This window comes from Ruegeria sp. YTSA072, assembly GCF_059610285.1.
In genome coordinates this window covers 78,717-95,520 of the sequence record NZ_JBXWNI010000004.1, presented here as the reverse complement: position 1 = coordinate 95,520, position 16,804 = coordinate 78,717, and the positions used below count along the sequence as shown (strand labels likewise).

The window sequence follows — 16,804 nt, the reverse complement described above, 5'->3', positions numbered from 1 at the left end:
GTATCAGGAGAGTGATGAACATCGACACGATCTCGAAACCGCATGAGCGCCTGGCAGAGATTCTGGACGGCGAAATGGACGCCGTAAACCAGTTGATCCGTACGCGCATGGCCTCGGAGCACGCACCGCGCATCCCCGAAGTGACAGCGCATCTGGTTGAAGCAGGCGGTAAGCGTCTGCGTCCAATGCTGACGCTGGCGGCGGCCCGGATGTTTGACTACCCGGGTGATCATCACGTGCGTCTGGCCGCGACGGTTGAATTCATCCATACCGCGACCCTGTTGCACGACGATGTCGTTGATGAAAGCGCCCAGCGGCGTGGCCGCCCCACGGCGAACTTGCTGTGGGACAACAAATCCAGCGTTCTTGTCGGCGACTACCTGTTTTCCCGCAGTTTCCAACTGATGGTTGAGACCGGATCGCTGCGGGTGCTGGACATTCTGGCCAATGCCTCTGCCACCATCGCCGAGGGCGAAGTGTTGCAGATGACCGCTGCCACCGATCTGGGCACTACCGAGGCAATCTATTTGCAGGTCGTTCGCGGCAAGACCGCCGCACTGTTTTCCGCCGCAACCGAGGTGGGCGGCGTGATTGCTGGTGCGGCTGAGGATCAGGTTAAAGCGCTATACGAATACGGCGATGCGCTGGGGATTGCGTTCCAAATTGCCGATGACCTGCTGGATTATCAGGGGGACAGCAAGGCGACCGGAAAGAATGTCGGCGACGACTTCCGCGAGCGCAAACTGACCTTGCCCGTCATCAAGGCTATCGCACAGGCCACCCCGGAGGAGCACGCCTTTTGGGAGCGTACAATTGGTCGAGGCCGTCAAGAAGACGGCGATCTGGACCATGCGCTGAGCCTGATGAACAAATACGGCACGCTGGACGCCACACGGTCGGATGCATTTGGGTGGGCCACCAAAGCCAAGACCGCGCTGGATGCGCTGCCGGATCACGAGATCCGGTCGTTGCTGCGCGATCTGGCTGACTACGTGGTTTCGCGCCTCAATTAAGCTGCGTGGCGCGGCACCACCAATCGGGGTGCGCCGCGCCAATCTCGTAGGCTGCGAAATGGGCGGCTTTCATCATCGGGTAGAGCGCAAAACAGGTCGAACCCGAACCTGACATCCGAGCCAGCAGAACATCTTTCGTATCCGACAGATCATCCAGCACCCGGGCAACCTCGGGTGCGATGCCCTTTGTCGGTGGCTCCAAGTCATTGCGTTGTTCCTGCACCCAATCCGCGCATGCCTTGGGCGTTTCAAAAACTGGGATTTCATCAGGCATAGGCGGGTTGTCGCGGCTCTGCAAGGCAGAGAATACGGCGCCGGTTGGGACTTCGACACCAGGATTGACCAAAAGCGCGGGCAATTGCGGCATTAAGACCGGCTGCAACCGCTCGCCGATGCCGCGCATCCGGGTGGCCCTTGCCATCATGCAAACCGGCACATCCGCACCAAGGGTCAGGGCAGTTTCGTTGGGGATAGCCACACCCTGATCTGCGATCATGCGCAGTGTTGCTGCGGCGTCGGATGATCCGCCGCCAATGCCACCACCGTGGGGCAGCGCTTTGTTCAGGTTGATATGCCCTGTCCATCCAGCGGCGGCAGCGGCTTTCCAGACTAGATTTCGGTCGTCCACCGGAACGCCCTTGGCGTGTTCACCTGCCACCGACATCGACAGCTCTGACCCCAGCGTGAATTCCAGCTTATCCCCGACATCTGCAAACACAACAAGAGAGTCCAGCAGATGATATCCATCATCGCGTCGGCCGGTCACATGCAGGGTCAGGTTGATCTTGGCAGGCGCAAAACCCTCAATTGCCATTGGCGACTTTCAAGGGATCGGCGCCTTCTTCGGCCAAGACCGCGTCCAGGCCCACCTCAATCTTGCGACGAATGCGCTCGGGGTCGGCCTCACCATCCGTGTCGTCGGGATCAACAAAGGACAGAGCACGCTTCCACTGAAATTCAGCTTCGCGCGCGCGGCCCACGGCCCAATAGACATCACCCAAATGATCATTCACCACAGGATCAACCGGCATCAGTTCGACCGCACGCTCCATATGCGCGACAGCTTCGTCGTAGCGGCCCAATCGGAACAAAACCCACCCCAGACTGTCGACAATATAGCCGCTGTCGGGGCGCGCCGCGACAGCGCGTTCGATCAGGTTCAGTGCTTCGTCCAGCTTTTCCTGCCGTTCGACCAGCGAGTAGCCCAAATAGTTGAGAACCTGTGGCTGATCGGGGTTCAGTTCCAACGCGCGACGGAAATCGGCCTCAGCCGCTTCCCAGTGCTTGAGACGCTCATGCGAAATACCGCGGGCGTAATATAGAAACCAGTTGCCGCTGACACCCTGCTCGGTCAGTTCGATAGCAGTGTCATAGGTCCCAACGGCGTCGACATAGTTTTCTTGCCGTCTTTGCAGATCAGCCAGGGCCACATGCACACTGGGCAGGCTGGGGCTTTGCGCCGCGAGGTTCTGCAGAACTTCGGCCGCAGCGTCCGTTTTTCCCGATCGGCTCAGAACCTCGGCCCGGCCCAACTCGGCCGCGTGGTAATCGCTGCTGGTGGACGGCACCATACGATAGGCTTCGACGGCCAGGTCATATTGTTCCAGTGCATCCAGCAACTCGGCGCTTAGTAGGATTGCGTCCACGTGGTCCGGGCGCAGAAACGCGGCAATCCGGGCATAGAGAAGTACATAGTCCTGGGATGCCTCGCTGCTGAGCGCGGCACCTACAGAAAAGAACACTTCAGCCATACCATCCTGCGCCGACTGTATGTGCGTAAACGGCAACGTTTCACCCGCCTTCAAACGCGCCACGTAACCTTCGATGGATGGGTCGCTGCCCGCCGCGAAAACGTCTTTCAGATATTGCAGGGCGTCTTCGTTGCGGTCCAGCTGCGACAATACTTCGGTCCGGGCCAAGGCCGCCCGGCGCGAGAACCGCGACACCGCGCCGTTGTTTGCCGCAAAAATCTCTTCGGCCCCTTCGAAGTCACCAATCGACGCCAGCGCCAACGCCTTGTGGTAAAGCGCGAATTCCAGAAGCCCCTCCTGGGTGCCGACTTCGTCGAACTTTTCCATCGCTTTGGTCATGGCGCCTTGCGCCACATAGACCCAACCCAGAACCAAGCCATCTACTAATGGCCCAACGCCTTGGGTTTCAGGATCACGTGCAAGCAGCTCATCTAGCTTTCCGTCGTCAATCAGGTTGGCCATGATGACCATCATTGCCGCCTGACTTGGCAATTCAAGCGCCTCAATTGACTGCGCAACCGGCAGCGCGCGCTCAATCTCACCCAATGCAAGACGCGCTACAACGACGTTTTCCAGAAGTTTGCCATTTTCAGGGTCGGCGCGCAGCGCCTGCGCATAATATTTCTCGGCAGAAATATAATCGCTTTGATAAATCGCCTGACGCCCGGCCAGATACGACCCAGAGCCAGAGTCCGACAGCGCCGGGAATGCAAATGACGAGGTTAACAGCGCGGCAAATGCCGCGCGACGAACGAGGGAAGCCACCAAAATCCTGCCTTGCTATCGTTGACTGGACAACAAGCTAGGGCTTTGACCGGAAAGAGGCAATGGCAGAGCCTTCACGACCCCGCCATTGCCCGTGTTTTCGCTTACATGTTGGGATAGTTCGGTCCATCCCCGCCCTGCGGCGTGGTCCAGGTGATGTTCTGGCTGGGATCCTTGATGTCGCAGGTTTTGCAGTGGACGCAGTTCTGGAAGTTGATGACGAATCGCGCGCCATCTTCATCCTCGACCATCTCGTACACACCGGCCGGGCAATAGCGCTGCGCCGGTTCGTCGAACTTGGGCAAGTTTACTTTGACCGGGATTTCCGGATCGGCCAGCTTCAGGTGGCAAGGCTGACTTTCCTCATGGTTGGTCATCGCAAAGGACACGTTGGTCAGACGATCAAAGGACAGCTTGCCATCGGGCTTTGGATAATCGATGGGCTTGTGCTTGCTGGCCTCTTCGGTCGATTCAGCATCGTTCTTTCCGTGGCCCAGCGTGCCCAGTAGCGAAAAGCCCAGCGTGTTAGTCCACATATCCATGCCGCCCAGCATCAGGCTGGCGGTCAGGCCGTATTTCGACCACAGCGGCTTAACGTTGCGCACCTTCTTCAGGTCTGCGCCGATTGCACCTTCGCGCACGTCGGTTTCATAGGCGGTCAGTTCATCACCCGAACGCTCGGCCTTGATGGCGTCAAACGCCGCTTCAGCCGCCGCTTTGCCCGACAACATCGCGTTGTGGTTGCCCTTAATGCGCGGCACGTTGACCATGCCTGCGGAACAGCCCAACAGAGCCACGCCCGGCGCCACCAGCTTGGGCATTGACTGATAACCACCCTCGGTGATCGCACGGGCGCCGTAAGCGACGCGCTTGCCGCCTTTCAGCAGCTCGGCCACCATCGGGTGGTGCTTGAAACGCTGGAATTCCATGTAGGGGTACAGGTGTGGGTTCTTGTAGTTCAGGTGAACCACGAAACCGACGTAGACCTGATTGTTTTCAAGGTGGTAGATGAATGACCCGCCGCCCGCGTTGCTGCCCAGCGGCCAACCCATGGTGTGCGTGACCGAGCCTTCCTTGTGCTTGGCCGGGTCGATCTCCCAGATCTCTTTCATGCCCACGCCGTATTTCTGCACTTCTTTGCCAGCAGAGAGGTCATACTTGGCGATGACTTCCTTGGACAGCGAACCGCGCACACCTTCCGACAGGAAGACGTACTTGCCATGCAGTTCCATACCCGGCTCGGTCTGCGGCCCGTATGATCCATCAGGCTCTAGGCCGAAGACACCGGCGACGACGCCTTTGACTTCGCCATTGTCGCCATACACCAGTTCCGAACACGCCATGCCGGGGAAGATTTCCACGCCCAGCTCTTCCGCCTGTTCAGCTATCCAGCGGCAGACATTGCCCATCGAAACAATGTAGTTGCCGTGGTTGTTCATCAGCGGCGGCATTGGGAAGTTGGGAATGCGAATCTTACCCGCCTCGCCCAGCATGTAGAAGTTATCTTCATGCACCGGCACGTTCAGCGGCGCGCCTTTTTCTTTCCAGTCCGGGATCAGTGCGTCCAGCCCGCAAGGGTCCAGAACCGCGCCCGACAGGATATGTGCGCCCACTTCCGAGCCCTTTTCCAGAACCACGACGTTCAGGTCGGCATCCAGCTGTTTCAGACGGATGGCCGCCGACAGGCCCGCGGGGCCTGCACCCACGATCACCACGTCGTATTCCATCGCTTCGCGTTCAATCTCGGCCATCGCGGGCTCCCTAGCTAACTTTCCGAATTGGCGCTTTCACTGCATGCTCTGCGCAATTTTGTTTCACGGCTGATTACATGGTCGCAAACACCTTGGTCAATCAAAACACGGCGTAACTTTGCTGCAATGCGGCAGTTATGCCTCGGGTGAGTCCCCCATCAGGTACCTGGGACCGCTACCATTGGATTTTGCGCGGTCATCCGGGTTGTAGAGGGCGCATTTCGGCAGGCTGAGACATCCGCAGCCGATGCAGCCATCCAAATTGTCGCGCAAACGCGTCAGAGTATCGATTCGCTGGTCCAGATGGGCCCTCAGCCCCTTGCTGATGTCCTGCCAATCCTTTGGTGTTGGCGTGCGGTTTCCGGGCAGGCCAGACAGGACCTCGCGGATCTCGGGCAGAGTCAAACCGAACTGCTGTGCAATCATCACAAAACTTAGGCGTCTGATTTCTGCGCGCTGATACCGCCGCTGCCCGCCCGCATTGCGCCAGGGCGATATCAGACGTTGCGCCTCATAGTACCGGATCGCCGAAACGGCCAAGCCTGTGCGCCGGGCCAATGCGCCAATTGCCAACCCTTCCGAAGCCGCCATCACATCCTCCTGAAAAATCCCTTGATCTAAAGTTAGGTTTAGGAATTATGGTGAGTCGGGACAAGCCTCAAAACACGAAGGAGATCCCATGATGGCGACACTTGAACACACCAATTTCACCGTTCGCGACCCGCAAGCTTCGGCTGCGTGGATGCACAGGGTATTTGGTTGGAAAACACGCTGGGAAGGCCCGGCAATTGCAGGCGGCTACACGGTCCACGTGGGCTCCAAGCACACCTATCTGGCGCTTTACGCGCCCAGCGATCCACAACCGTCCGGGGAAAGCAGCTATGACATCGTCGGCGGGCTGAACCATGTGGGTGTTCTGGTCGAAGACATCGACGCGATCGAGAAAAAGGTGATCGACGCCGGTTTTACGCCCAAGTCCCATGCTGATTATGAACCGGGTCGGCGGTTCTATTTCAATGACGACAATGACATCGAATTCGAAGTGATTAGCTACGATTAAGGCGTTCTGGGAAACACCCGATAGATTCTTCATCGCCAATGCCCCGAGCGCCACGAGCGTGGCAGGGTATTGGCGATTCAGACTTTTCCCGAACACCATAGGCCGTAATCCGCGCGTTGTGCGACCGAGCCCCCTTGCAATTCACGCCTCATTTGGGTCAGTTAATTGACGACCCATCAAATCGCCCCGACGCGTGTCTCATGCGGCGGGGCGAACCAATTTATGCGTGGACGACAAGAACATGGAAAAAATTCCAATGACGCCTGCGGGTAATGCCGCGCTTGGGGCGGAGCTCAAAAACCTCAAGTCCGTCGAGCGCCCGGCGATCATCGAAGCCATCGCAACAGCGCGCGAGCTGGGCGACCTTAAAGAGAATGCCGAGTATCATTCGGCCCGCGAAAAGCAGGGCTTCATCGAAGGTCGCATCAAAGAGCTGGAAGGCATTCTGTCGCTGGCCGATGTGATCGACCCCGCCAAACTGAACGGCGCGATCAAATTTGGCGCAAAGGTCACCCTGGTGGATGAAGACACTGACGAGGAAAAGACCTGGCAGATTGTTGGCGAATACGAAGCCAACATTGAAAAAGGCCTGCTGAATATCAAATCCCCCATCGCGCGGGCATTGATCGGCAAGGAAGAAGGCGACAGTGTCGAAGTACGCACCCCCGGCGGTGTGCGGTCCTATGAAGTTCTAAGTATCGAGTATGCCTGACCGGAGCCTTGACCATGTCAGAGCCCAATCCCGAACAAGATCCCGAACGGCCAACCCCTTTGGGGATATATGACAAGCCTTCGCATCCTTCGGTAACCGAGATCGAGATCGTTGCCGTCGCGCTTAGCGTGGTTTGGCTGATCGTGTCGATTGTGTTTCTGGTGCTTCCCGACAAGGTCGATGGCGGCGGATTCGTCGTGACTCTGCTGGCTGTTTTCATGCCGGTGGCGATGATTTGGGTCGCCGCTATGGCTATGCGCGCCAGCCGCGTCATGCGCGAGGAAAGCGCCCGGCTGCAGACCGCAATAGATGCAATCCGTCAGGCTTACGTGATTCAGCAACAGCGCGCCGCCAGTTTGCAAGAACCCGGTGTCAGCAAAAAGCTGGACGAAATCGCCGAGACCGCCAAAAAAGCAGAAACCGCGCTGGCGACGTTTTCGTCGAAACGGACCGAGCCGGTTCGCGGCGAAGCATCAGTTGCCACAGGCGACCAGACATCTTTGGAACTGGGCACTCCGGCCGAAGATATCGCGCCGCCATTGACGACCGATACCTTCATTCGGGCGCTGAACTTTCCTGAAACACAGGATGACGCCGAAGGGTTCGATGCCCTCAGGCTGGCGCTACGGGATCGCAAGACCGCCCAACTGGTGCAGGCTTCGCAGGACGTGCTTACACTGCTGAGCCAGGAAGGCATCTATATGGACGATCTGCGCCCGGATATGGCGCGTCCCGAAATCTGGCGACAGTTCGCACAGGGCGCGCGCGGCCGCGCGGTTGCCGCGTTGGGCGGGATCAGGGACCGGTCTTCGCTGGCACTGACGGCAGCGCGGATGAAGCAGGACCCGATATTCCGGGACGCCGTGCATCATTTCCTACGCCGTTTTGATCACATGATCGTTGAATTTGAACCGGTTGCCAGCGACGCGGACCTGACTGCATTGGGCGACACACGAACCGCCCGCGCTTTCATGCTGCTTGGGCGCGTCGCGGGTACATTTGACTGATCACAACCCAAAGCTGCCATAAGGAATGAACCGCACCAGATCACCCGGCCTGATGTGACATGCGCCATCCTGAATCTCGACCAGCCCTTCGGCCCAGCTAAGGCCGCTGATACGACCCGATCCTTCCGATGCAAAAACCTCGACCTGACCGTCTCGGACACGGGCGCGCAAGTATTCGCGCCGCCCCGGTTTTTTTCGTTTTTCGAAACCGGCAGGCAAATTGAACGCCTGCGGTTCGGACCAGCCCTCGCCCGCCATCAGACCCAGTGCAGGTCGGGCAAAGATCAACGTACAGACTTTGGCTGCGACGGGATTACCCGGCAGGCCAAATACGGGCGTTTCGTTCCACATACCCAGCGCCAATGGGCGGCCGGGCTTTAGCGCAATGCGCCACTCCTGCATCGCACCGGCCTCTCGCAATAGGGCTGAGACATGATCTTCATCCCCGGCGGACGCGCCGCCGCTGGTCAGAATGACGTCGGCCTGTTCTGACGCCTTGTCCAGCCTGTAACGCAGATCTTCCCGGTCGTCGGACACGCGCCCCATATCCACCGGCTCATAGCCCAGTCGCGCGATCATCGACAACAGCATCGGACGGTTGGCGTCAAATATTTGGCCGGGTCCGGCAGAGTTTCCAGGCTCGACCAGCTCATCCCCGGTCGAGAGAACCGCAACGCGCAGCGTCTTGCGTACCGCGACCTCGGATATCCCGGTGGCCGACAAAAGGGCCATGTCAGCAGGGGTCAATCTGCGCCCGGTAGGCAGAACCAAATCGCCCTCGGCCACGTCTTCGCCAGCTTTGCGGGTATTGGCGCCCTGTTTCAGCGGGCCGTGAAAGGCGATGTGACCATCCTGAACGGTCACGTCTTCTTCCAGTATGACCGTATCCACACCGGTAGGCAGCGCTGCGCCGGTCAACACGCGCAGTGCCTTGCCGTGTGGCACCGCGCCATCAAACGGAATACCAGCCGCAGCGCGCCCATCCTGCAGCGGCATCACTTGGGGACCCACGGGGGCGGCCCCGGAAAACCCATAACCATCCACGGCCGTGTTTGGCTGCGGTGGGTTTGAACGTTTCGCAAAAACGTCTTCTGCCAGTATCCGCCCCACAGCCTGCCCGATCAAAGCCGTTTCGACCAAAGTCACCACCGTCAACCGAGATCGCAACAAGGCCAGCGCGTCGTCCACTGGTGTCCAGTTGACCCCGGCAGGCAAGGCAAAACAATCATTTCGCAGGGGCGGAGGCGTGATATTTGGCGGCGTCATAATCCGACCTCTTTCAAGATGAAATCCGCGACTGCGGCGGTGTTGTCCAGATCAAACACCGGAACCTGTACCTGCAGGGGCGTATCGCTGGCGACAGCGCGGATCGTACTGTTTTCCGGGGCCATCAACGCATTGCCGGCCTCGGCACGAAACGCTTCGACCTTGGGGTGGCTTTCTCGTTTGAAACCTTCGATCAGTACGAGATCGACCGGAAGCAGCCGAGCCAGAAGATCAGCCAAAGGCGGCTCAGGTGCCCCGCGCAGTTCTTGCATCACGGCAATACGCTTGCCGGATGCCAATAGCACCTCGGACGCACCGGCTTCTCGATGGCGGAAACTGTCGGTTCCGGTCTGGTCGACATCGACCGCGTGATGGGCATGTTTGACCGTCGAAACTGAAAAGCCGCGCCCGGTAATCTCGGTCACTAACCGCTCCACTAGGCCGGTCTTGCCTGCGTTTTTCCAGCCGGTGACGCCGAAGACCCTCATGCCTGTTCCAGCAGCTTTTGCGCCCGCGCCAAATCGTCGGGCGTGTTGACGTTGAAGAAGGGATCGAAAGGTTCCGCGGGAAACAAAGCTTCACGACCGTCATGTTTGTCGGTCCACAGCACAACCTTGCGCAGCCCGTCATTCAATGCATCCCGCAGATCATCGCGCAGGGCGACAGGCCAGAGCCCAAATGTCGGATGCTTGTTGACCCGCTTGCCGCCGCCGGACTTTAGCGCTTCATCCCCGGTGCGCGGCGTGGTGGCCAGCACCAGAGGATGTGTTTGCCCTTGGGCAGCGTCGGTCAGCCGCGCCACAAGATCGCGTGGAAAAAACGGCGTATCAGCAGCGGCTGTGACTATGCTGTCGGCGCCTTGCTTAGCAGCCCAGTCGAGCCCCGCCAGCACACCCGCCAAAGGCCCGGCGAACCCTTCGATGGTATCGGGCAGAACCGGTAGGTTCAGATCGGCGAACCGTTCGGGGTCGCCATTGGCGTTCAGCGCCAGACCGTCGACCTGCGGGCCAAACCGGTCAATGACATGAGACAGCAGGCTTTGGCCCCCGATCTGCAACAGACCCTTGTCGCCGCCGCCCATACGGGTGGCGAGGCCGCCTGCGAGGATTACGCCCAAAGGGGTGTTCATTGCTGCACCTTGTTGCTTGCGTCCAAGTGATCAATAGATCGCAACTTTGTAGAGCGAACTCAATTCAATTGGAACGCGGTAGGATGCAGATGATGCAGGACAAACAGCCACAGGATCAAAGTCCCGACCGCCAGGAACGAGGTCGCCGACACGATGTGAGCGGCGAGTTGCGGCTCCTGATCATAATGTTTGGCCAGCAAAAAGATGCTCTTTGCCGTGGGCGCTGCTGCAGAGACCGTCGCCGCAATGATCCAAAGCGGATCCAGCCCGATCAAATGCCCCGCAAGCAGCACCACCCCCGGAACAACGAGAAGTTTTACTACCGTCAAGAACAGGATCATTGGTCCAGTCTGAACAATCGTGCGAACACTTGTGGTAAACCCGATCGCAAACAGCGCAACAGCTGCAAGCGCCTGGCTCATAAGCTCTAAATAATCCGAAACGGCGTCAGAAAACCCAATACCTGTGAAAGAGTAAAGAACGCCCAACAACGTTGCAGCGATTATCGGGTTTTTCAAAACATTCAGAAGGATCTTGTAAATGGGTGTCTTGGCGCTTGCCTTGTGCCCGGCCGAGGTCTCTAGAATGGTGGTCATGATCAACAGCAGAATGGCGACCACCAGATTTGCCAATACGGCCGGCAGCGCCCCCTTTGATCCAAAAATCGCATGGAGGATGGGCAGCGCAACCAACGCTGTGTTCGAGGCAACGCCAGCAAAAGCCAAAACGGTTGCTGATCCGACCTGAAAACTCGTCAGCGCCTTCAAACCGATGAACAGGACGGCAAAAAGAGCCAGTATCGTACCGCCATACGACACGTAGAAACCGTAGTTTAGAAGGTTCTCAAACTCCTCCTGACCAATCAGGTAAAACATGATGGCGGGGATCAGGACGTAAACGGCAAACTGCACCAGAGCTTCTGACGTGTCTTCACCCAGAAGATTCGTCCAAGAAAACACGTACCCCGTCAAGATCACCGCGAAGACCGGTGCAATTAAACTGATTAATTCCATAGCTTCCCTACGTGGCAACCATCCAAAATTCCACTCTGAGTTGCTCCACCTTAGTGTACATCTTCTGGAACTTGCAGAGTTTTCTCAGAACGACTGGTTACCCAACGGATTTCAGGACTGGGAACTTTTCCTTTTGTGTTTCTTATCTTCGACCGCCACAGTCGCCGGATCCACATCACGCATCAGTCGGTCCTCACCTGAAAGACATACAAAGCGCTGCCCACGCATCCGACCGATCAGTGTCAGTCCGACTTCGCGGGCAATCTCTACGCCCCATGCGGTGAAGCCCGATCGCGACGCCAGAACCGGGATGCCCATCATCGCGGTCTTGATCACCATTTCCGAGGTCAGACGTCCGGTGGTGTAGAGGATTTTGTCTTCAGCCCCCTCACCTTTTGACAGCATCCAACCCGCGATCTTGTCGACAGCGTTGTGGCGGCCCACGTCTTCCATATAGACCAACGGGCGGTTCTCGTGGCACAGCACAGTGCCGTGGATCGCCCCAGCCTCAAGATACAGCGACGGGGTGCGGTTGATCTTGGCCGCCAGATCGTACAGCCACGAGGTGCGGACCGAGACCTGCGGCAGGCGCACGTTCTCCAATCCTTCCATCATGTCACCGAACACCGTGCCGACCGCACAGCCGCTGGTGCGGGTCTTTTTCTTCAATTTGTCCTCATACGAGGTCTCGCGCGCGGTGCGTACCACCACGGTTTCCAGATCTTCATCGTAATCGACGCGCGTGATGTCGTCATCGACCAGCAGCATCCCCTGGTTGCGCAGGAACCCCAGCGCCAGATACTCGGGGTAGTCACCGATCGTCATCGCTGTCACGATCTCTTGCGAATTCAGGAAAATCGTCAGCGGGCGTTCCTCCACCACCGAGATCTGGCTGACTTCACCATTCTGGTCCACGCCTTCAACGGCGCGAGTCAGGCGGGGCGCACCGGGATCTGGGGCGATGATGTAGTCTGACTGGTTCTGTTCCGTGGCCAATTGCAACCCTTTCCCAAGACCGCTACTGCTGCGGGGATCACCATAGGATTTAGCCATGGCAGACACCACATCCAAGTCATACTTCTGGAAGGGTTTTCGCGACGGGACCCCGTTCATTTTTGTGGCGATCCCGTTTGGCACCCTGTTCGGCGTGTTCGCGACTGAGGCTGGGTTGAATATCGTGCAAACCATGGCGTTCACGTCCACGGTCTTTGCGGGTGCTGCGCAGTTTGCCGCGCTGCAATTGCTGCAGGATCAGACACCGACGGCCATTATTCTTGTTTCTGCCCTGGCGGTAAACCTCCGGATGGCGATGTATTCAGCGTCACTGACGCCCTATCTGGGGGCTGCGCCGATGTGGCAGCGGGCATGTGCAGCCTACCTGACCGTCGATCAGTCTTATGCCTGTTCAATCGTGCAGTTTGAAAAAGAACCCAGGATGACGGTGCCCCAGCGCATGGCTTATTTCGTGGGCTCGGTCACCCCCATCACGCCGCTATGGATATTTGCGACCTATCTGGGCGCGGTTCTTGGCACGCGCATTCCCGAAAGCTGGGCGCTGGACTTTGCCTTGCCGATTACATTTCTGGCAATGATCGGGCCAATGATGCGCACCCTACCCCATGTGGTGGCTGCGCTGGTCGCCATTTTCGTTTCTTTGATGACCGCTGGCATCCCATACAATCTGGGCCTGCTGATTGCCGGATGTGCCGGCATGATGGCCGGCGCTCAGGCCGAATTGTTCGCCGAACGCAGAAAGGCCACATCATGACCCCTGTTGATTCGGTCACGATCTGGTCCATCATCATTGGACTTGCCGTTGGCAGTTATAGTTTGCGGTTTGTCTTTATTGGCCTCGTCGGGGATCGCCCGATGCCACCATGGCTGTTGCGCCACTTGCGCTATACTGCTGTGGCCATTTTGCCAGCACTGATTGCACCGCTGGTCGTGTGGCCGACCGCAACCGAGGGGCAACCGGACATTCCCCGCATGGCGGCCGCCGCGGTTGCGCTGAGCGTTGGAGTGATCACAAAGAATGTGCTGGCAGCAATCTTCAGCGGCGCCGCAACCCTGTACGGGTTGCTATACTTATTGGGTTGAGACCGTTTCCAGTTGGTTCAGCGTCGCGTTGTTGGCGGCCAGACCTTTTTGCAGATCGGCATCGTCATTCTCACGATACTCAGTGGTCACAACACCCGGAAGCTGACCGAACTGATCCGACAGCTTGACCGGAAAAAAGGTCACGTTGATCTGTTCGAACCCCGGAACCTGCTTCAACAGCGACGCAGTGGAATTCGCACAATAGGCTCCTGCGACCGGACCGGATTGCTTGGCCAGCTGCAATGCGATCTCAGCCTGTTGCGGGCTTACCTGAATCGTCTGGATACGCGCATAATGCGTTTCGCGCGCGTGCGAGCTGCGATAGGCGCGCTCGACATTCGGGGTGATACCGTACAGCACGTCGTCCTTGATCGGAACCACATCTGCGCGGAAAGACCCCGCAGGATCAAAGATCACCCGCTCACTGCCGCTGATCATCAACGAGGTATGCGCACCAGATCCGGTGCGCGTGCTGATCATCGTATAAAGCGTCAGGGTCGAAGGCCCCGGATCACGATAGGATCGGGCAACGACCTCGGCCCGGTCGGCTTGCGGGCGCTGCGATCCCGTGCAGCCAGCAACAGTTGCTGCCAGCAGGCAGGCAATCAAAATCCGGATCACGGTCAACCCCGTTTTTTGGATTATGCGGCGAAGACCGCCAGGAACAGGCAAAGGAGGGCGATGGCAACCACACACCATGTGGTGGCTTTGACAAACCCATCAAAGGTTTTGGTTTGAACAGTGATATCCATTTCGCCGTGCTTGTGTTCAGCCATGAGTCTCAGAATCCTAATTCGCGTGTTTGAAATGTTGGATAATGGAAAATCCGGGGCCTGTCACCACGTCATTCGCGCGCAGGGGCCAAAGGTGGGAACACCGAGCACCCCGGATACCCAAAACCCCAACGCCAGGGCAGGCCCGAACAGGGGCCGCCGCCAAATCGGACCGCCGCATACATCGCTTCGGCCGCGACGGAATGAGCGGTACGGATTTGTTCGGCCGTCATGTCATAGCGCTCGGCATATTCCTCGGCATGGTCTGTTCCATGCTGTTTGACGCAGGCACGCAAGGTGTCGTCCGCGGACAGGCGCGCGTCATAGCTGTCTTCGGCCCGCAAAGCCCCGCCCGCATGGTGATAGGCGCGATCATGGGTCACACAGCAGTATTCCCACGGTGGGTGCGCCTCATACAGTCCCCGAAAGCTGGGGAATGTATCAGCCACAAAACGCCAGCTGGCCGAAAGACCACCCGAACAGCCATCCGTTTCAAACGGAGTCAACTCTGCGCTGCTACGCTCTGCCATCAGGGAGCGATGCGCGGGCAACTCAAAGCTGCGCATGACGTCTTGCGCGGAGGCTGGCGCGGCAGTCACCAAAAGGATTGCTGCCAGTTTAAGGGCTTTCATCGCGCATCGCCTCAGTATCAAAGGACATGCCAAAGGTCGTCGCCAGCCATAGCAACAAACGCTCTGCCGGCCCCATTTCGGCGCGCACACGCAGAACTTCATTCGCCATCGCTGGTCGGTCCGTGATCAGCCCATCCACCCCCATCGACGCCATGGCCGACATTTGCAGCGGATCATTCACGGTCCAGACATAGATGTCCTTACCCGCAGCGTGGACCGAATTGACCAAGCCCGGCGTTGCCATCGCAGCGTTCACCGCAACGAAATCACCTTCGAGACCTGAGAGATTACCCACAGCAGTCGCGGCCAGAACACCGGCGCGCCAGTCGGGGCGAATCGTCTTCATCTTTTGCACTGCCGGGTATTTCAGGGACATCGTTGCAATGTCGTCCTGCATGCCCAGCTCTTCGACCAGAGCGACAACCCGATTCTCAAGGTCTACGTCGTGGCCGTAGTATTTCAGTTCGATAATGACCTTGGCCTTGCCCTTCGCGGCCTCCAGCACGTCGCGCAGCGTCGGCGTACGCTCATCGGCGTATTCCGGGCCAAACCAGCTGCCGATGTCGATCTGATCGATATCCTCCATCGTGGCATCCCACACCTTGAGGTTAACACCGGCCAGTTTCATGAAATCACTGTCATGGGCGACGATGACCACGTCATCCGCAGTTTCCTGCACGTCGATCTCAACCCAGTCGGCCCCGTCCTCGATCGCCTTGAGAACCGAGGCCATCGTGTTTTCTGGCTTCAGCGCGGCAGCGCCGCGATGACCGATAACCTCTGCACGGTCCGGTGCCTGCACCCTTTCCAGAAGGTGCTGCCCAAACCATATCCCAACAAGAACAGCAACGATGGCGGCCCCAACAGCCGTGACCATTGTTCTGCGCAGGTTGCGCGGCTTTGGAGGGGTTGGCTCTGATGTCTGGATATCAAAGAACCCATCGAGCAGCACTGCCAGTGCGCCCAGAGCCGTGGCTGCCAATACCAGTCCGGCCAGTGACCAGATACCGGCAACGGCGAGGCTGTAAATCAGGGCCAATCTCAGGTTGGCTGCGCCTTGCAGCGGCACCAGTGCGAACAAAAGCCCGGCCACCCAGGCGATCACGGCAGCGATGACAAAGCGCACAGCCAACCAGATGGCCAGTTCTATCTTGAGGCGTCCGCGCTTACCTTCCATCCGACTGGCACTGATGCCAAACGCATGTCCGGGGTGAACGCCCTCGAACAAAACCAAATGCAGCGACAAAGCCCAAGCTGACAGGCGTCGGATCAACACCCAAGCCATAGCCAGCGCAACCGCCCCGATCAGCACCACAGCCACCCAGAATGAGGGCGGGTGGAAGGTCAGATAATAGTTGATGTCATATTCAGTCAGCGTCCACCACGCGATCACGGCAGAAACGATCGCAAAGGGCAGAACCAACAGCAAAACGCGCACAACAAAGCGCACCGCAAATCCGAACAGGGATGGAAGCCGCGACAGGATCAGCCTGATCGAAGAACTGCCGGCGCGCCATGGGTCCGGCTCTGCCATCCGTAGCGACCCGGCCATGACCGAGAAGACAAACACCTCGGCCAGTAGAAACAGGCTGAGAACCACAACGGCCGCAATAAACCCGGCAGGTGAGAGGATGAATGCAGCGATCGCCTGATCAGTCAGCGCCGTCTGGTTGGATAGCGATACGGCAAGATTCACCGTGATCGCCACGCCGGGCGCAATCAGCGCAACCAAAAGCAGGCGCACAACAAGATAGATCGGCACAAAGACACGGCGACGGGCCCACGCACCTTTGTAGGCACTTGTAACGGCAGAGAAAGTGGTCACGTGAGGCCCC

General features: G+C 58.4%; 19 protein-coding genes. 6 read left to right on the top strand and 13 right to left on the bottom strand.

From position 1 onward, the window contains the following. The first annotated feature begins 14 nt into the window (after positions 1–14). On the top strand, positions 15–1,013 hold the full coding sequence (locus tag AC2FIB_RS09380) for a polyprenyl synthetase family protein (RefSeq protein WP_108860731.1): 999 nt from the start codon (positions 15–17) through the stop codon (positions 1,011–1,013). Here the strand turns inward: AC2FIB_RS09380 and AC2FIB_RS09375 are convergent. The 4 genes from AC2FIB_RS09375 to soxR form a co-directional block, all read right to left on the bottom strand. Beyond that, positions 1,006–1,827, bottom strand: coding sequence for a 4-(cytidine 5'-diphospho)-2-C-methyl-D-erythritol kinase (locus AC2FIB_RS09375; protein ID WP_496734315.1), 822 nt, complete (start codon positions 1,825–1,827; stop codon positions 1,006–1,008). The two genes, AC2FIB_RS09380 and AC2FIB_RS09375, sit on opposite strands and share 8 nt — an antisense overlap. Next, positions 1,817–3,529 carry a tetratricopeptide repeat protein gene (locus AC2FIB_RS09370; protein WP_496734313.1) on the bottom strand — a complete coding sequence of 571 codons (1,713 nt, stop codon included), beginning with the start codon at positions 3,527–3,529 and terminating at the stop codon, positions 1,817–1,819. Before AC2FIB_RS09370 ends, AC2FIB_RS09375 begins: the two co-directional genes overlap by 11 nt. A 104-nt stretch (positions 3,530–3,633) precedes the next feature. After that, a complete protein-coding gene (locus AC2FIB_RS09365; protein ID WP_496734312.1) occupies positions 3,634–5,280 on the bottom strand; it encodes an electron transfer flavoprotein-ubiquinone oxidoreductase in 1,647 nt (548 codons plus the stop codon). A 135-nt stretch (positions 5,281–5,415) separates the two neighbouring features. Then, a complete protein-coding gene (gene soxR / locus AC2FIB_RS09360; RefSeq protein ID WP_496734311.1) occupies positions 5,416–5,871 on the bottom strand; it encodes a redox-sensitive transcriptional activator SoxR in 456 nt (151 codons plus the stop codon). A gap of 88 nt (positions 5,872–5,959) precedes the next feature. Between soxR and AC2FIB_RS09355 the strand changes: the two genes are divergently transcribed. The 3 genes from AC2FIB_RS09355 to AC2FIB_RS09345 all read left to right on the top strand — a co-directional run bounded on the left by AC2FIB_RS09355 (position 5,960) and on the right by AC2FIB_RS09345 (position 8,059). After that, entirely contained in the window at positions 5,960–6,340 is a 381-nt protein-coding gene (locus AC2FIB_RS09355) for a VOC family protein (RefSeq protein ID WP_496734310.1), read from the top strand. A gap of 241 nt (positions 6,341–6,581) precedes the next feature. Continuing rightward, positions 6,582–7,052, top strand: a complete 471-nt coding sequence (gene greA, locus AC2FIB_RS09350; RefSeq protein WP_109313008.1) for a transcription elongation factor GreA — start codon at positions 6,582–6,584, stop codon at positions 7,050–7,052. 14 nt (positions 7,053–7,066) lie between these two features. Further along, positions 7,067–8,059: a hypothetical protein gene (locus tag AC2FIB_RS09345; RefSeq protein ID WP_058273571.1), complete on the top strand. Its 993-nt coding sequence runs from the start codon at positions 7,067–7,069 to the stop codon at positions 8,057–8,059. Here AC2FIB_RS09345 and AC2FIB_RS09340 read toward each other — a convergent pair whose 3' ends face one another. The 5 genes from AC2FIB_RS09340 to AC2FIB_RS09320 all read right to left on the bottom strand — a co-directional run bounded on the left by AC2FIB_RS09340 (position 8,060) and on the right by AC2FIB_RS09320 (position 12,520). Further along, entirely contained in the window at positions 8,060–9,325 is a 1,266-nt protein-coding gene (locus AC2FIB_RS09340) for a molybdenum cofactor synthesis domain-containing protein (RefSeq protein WP_496841963.1), read from the bottom strand. Next, positions 9,322–9,813, bottom strand: a complete 492-nt coding sequence (gene mobB, locus AC2FIB_RS09335) for a molybdopterin-guanine dinucleotide biosynthesis protein B (RefSeq protein WP_109312935.1) — start codon at positions 9,811–9,813, stop codon at positions 9,322–9,324. The genes AC2FIB_RS09340 and mobB overlap by 4 nt, the downstream gene beginning before the upstream one ends. Continuing rightward, positions 9,810–10,454, bottom strand: a complete 645-nt coding sequence (gene mobA, locus AC2FIB_RS09330; protein WP_496841962.1) for a molybdenum cofactor guanylyltransferase MobA — start codon at positions 10,452–10,454, stop codon at positions 9,810–9,812. The genes mobB and mobA overlap by 4 nt, the downstream gene beginning before the upstream one ends. A 59-nt stretch (positions 10,455–10,513) precedes the next feature. Further along, positions 10,514–11,467 carry an AEC family transporter gene (locus AC2FIB_RS09325; RefSeq protein ID WP_109312937.1) on the bottom strand — a complete coding sequence of 318 codons (954 nt, stop codon included), beginning with the start codon at positions 11,465–11,467 and terminating at the stop codon, positions 10,514–10,516. Positions 11,468–11,578: 111 nt separating this feature from the next. Beyond that, positions 11,579–12,520, bottom strand: a complete 942-nt coding sequence (locus AC2FIB_RS09320) for a formate dehydrogenase accessory sulfurtransferase FdhD (RefSeq protein ID WP_496734307.1) — start codon at positions 12,518–12,520, stop codon at positions 11,579–11,581. Between AC2FIB_RS09320 and AC2FIB_RS09315 the strand changes: the two genes are divergently transcribed. Both AC2FIB_RS09315 and AC2FIB_RS09310 read left to right on the top strand, forming a co-directional pair. Beyond that, on the top strand, positions 12,519–13,235 hold the full coding sequence (locus tag AC2FIB_RS09315; RefSeq protein WP_496734305.1) for an AzlC family ABC transporter permease: 717 nt from the start codon (positions 12,519–12,521) through the stop codon (positions 13,233–13,235). The two genes, AC2FIB_RS09320 and AC2FIB_RS09315, sit on opposite strands and share 2 nt — an antisense overlap. Further along, positions 13,232–13,564 (top strand): AzlD domain-containing protein, encoded by a 333-nt coding sequence (locus AC2FIB_RS09310; RefSeq protein ID WP_496734304.1) that lies wholly within the window; start codon positions 13,232–13,234, stop codon positions 13,562–13,564. Before AC2FIB_RS09315 ends, AC2FIB_RS09310 begins: the two co-directional genes overlap by 4 nt. On the opposite strand, the gene AC2FIB_RS09305 is transcribed toward AC2FIB_RS09310, so the two are convergent. From AC2FIB_RS09305 to AC2FIB_RS09290, 4 genes are all read right to left on the bottom strand, one after another. Then, on the bottom strand, positions 13,553–14,185 hold the full coding sequence (locus tag AC2FIB_RS09305) for a hypothetical protein (RefSeq protein ID WP_496734302.1): 633 nt from the start codon (positions 14,183–14,185) through the stop codon (positions 13,553–13,555). The two genes, AC2FIB_RS09310 and AC2FIB_RS09305, sit on opposite strands and share 12 nt — an antisense overlap. Positions 14,186–14,205: 20 nt before the next feature. Beyond that, on the bottom strand, positions 14,206–14,340 hold the full coding sequence (locus AC2FIB_RS09300; protein ID WP_058273578.1) for an aa3-type cytochrome c oxidase subunit IV: 135 nt from the start codon (positions 14,338–14,340) through the stop codon (positions 14,206–14,208). Between the two features lie 68 nt (positions 14,341–14,408). After that, the gene (locus AC2FIB_RS09295) at positions 14,409–14,969 is read right to left on the bottom strand and encodes a hypothetical protein (RefSeq protein ID WP_496734301.1); all 561 of its coding nucleotides are present in this window, start codon (positions 14,967–14,969) and stop codon (positions 14,409–14,411) included. Beyond that, positions 14,956–16,794, bottom strand: coding sequence for a glycerophosphodiester phosphodiesterase (locus AC2FIB_RS09290; RefSeq protein WP_496734299.1), 1,839 nt, complete (start codon positions 16,792–16,794; stop codon positions 14,956–14,958). The genes AC2FIB_RS09295 and AC2FIB_RS09290 overlap by 14 nt, the downstream gene beginning before the upstream one ends. Positions 16,795–16,804 lie beyond the last annotated feature (10 nt).

Excerpts from the sequence above, each read along its gene's own strand:
- AC2FIB_RS09380 (WP_108860731.1), top strand. The coding sequence starts at position 15 with ATGAACATCGACACGATCTCGAAACCGCATGAGCGCCTGGCAGAGATT.
- AC2FIB_RS09375 (WP_496734315.1), bottom strand. The coding sequence starts at position 1,827 with ATGGCAATTGAGGGTTTTGCGCCTGCCAAGATCAACCTGACCCTGCAT.
- AC2FIB_RS09365 (WP_496734312.1), bottom strand. The coding sequence starts at position 5,280 with ATGGCCGAGATTGAACGCGAAGCGATGGAATACGACGTGGTGATCGTG.
- soxR (WP_496734311.1), bottom strand. The coding sequence starts at position 5,871 with ATGGCGGCTTCGGAAGGGTTGGCAATTGGCGCATTGGCCCGGCGCACA.
- AC2FIB_RS09355 (WP_496734310.1), top strand. The coding sequence starts at position 5,960 with ATGATGGCGACACTTGAACACACCAATTTCACCGTTCGCGACCCGCAA.
- greA (WP_109313008.1), top strand. The coding sequence starts at position 6,582 with ATGGAAAAAATTCCAATGACGCCTGCGGGTAATGCCGCGCTTGGGGCG.
- AC2FIB_RS09345 (WP_058273571.1), top strand. The coding sequence starts at position 7,067 with ATGTCAGAGCCCAATCCCGAACAAGATCCCGAACGGCCAACCCCTTTG.
- AC2FIB_RS09340 (WP_496841963.1), bottom strand. The coding sequence starts at position 9,325 with ATGACGCCGCCAAATATCACGCCTCCGCCCCTGCGAAATGATTGTTTT.
- mobB (WP_109312935.1), bottom strand. The coding sequence starts at position 9,813 with ATGAGGGTCTTCGGCGTCACCGGCTGGAAAAACGCAGGCAAGACCGGC.
- mobA (WP_496841962.1), bottom strand. The coding sequence starts at position 10,454 with ATGAACACCCCTTTGGGCGTAATCCTCGCAGGCGGCCTCGCCACCCGT.
- AC2FIB_RS09325 (WP_109312937.1), bottom strand. The coding sequence starts at position 11,467 with ATGGAATTAATCAGTTTAATTGCACCGGTCTTCGCGGTGATCTTGACG.
- AC2FIB_RS09315 (WP_496734305.1), top strand. The coding sequence starts at position 12,519 with ATGGCAGACACCACATCCAAGTCATACTTCTGGAAGGGTTTTCGCGAC.
- AC2FIB_RS09320 (WP_496734307.1), bottom strand. The coding sequence starts at position 12,520 with ATGGCTAAATCCTATGGTGATCCCCGCAGCAGTAGCGGTCTTGGGAAA.
- AC2FIB_RS09310 (WP_496734304.1), top strand. The coding sequence starts at position 13,232 with ATGACCCCTGTTGATTCGGTCACGATCTGGTCCATCATCATTGGACTT.
- AC2FIB_RS09300 (WP_058273578.1), bottom strand. The coding sequence starts at position 14,340 with ATGGCTGAACACAAGCACGGCGAAATGGATATCACTGTTCAAACCAAA.
- AC2FIB_RS09295 (WP_496734301.1), bottom strand. The coding sequence starts at position 14,969 with ATGAAAGCCCTTAAACTGGCAGCAATCCTTTTGGTGACTGCCGCGCCA.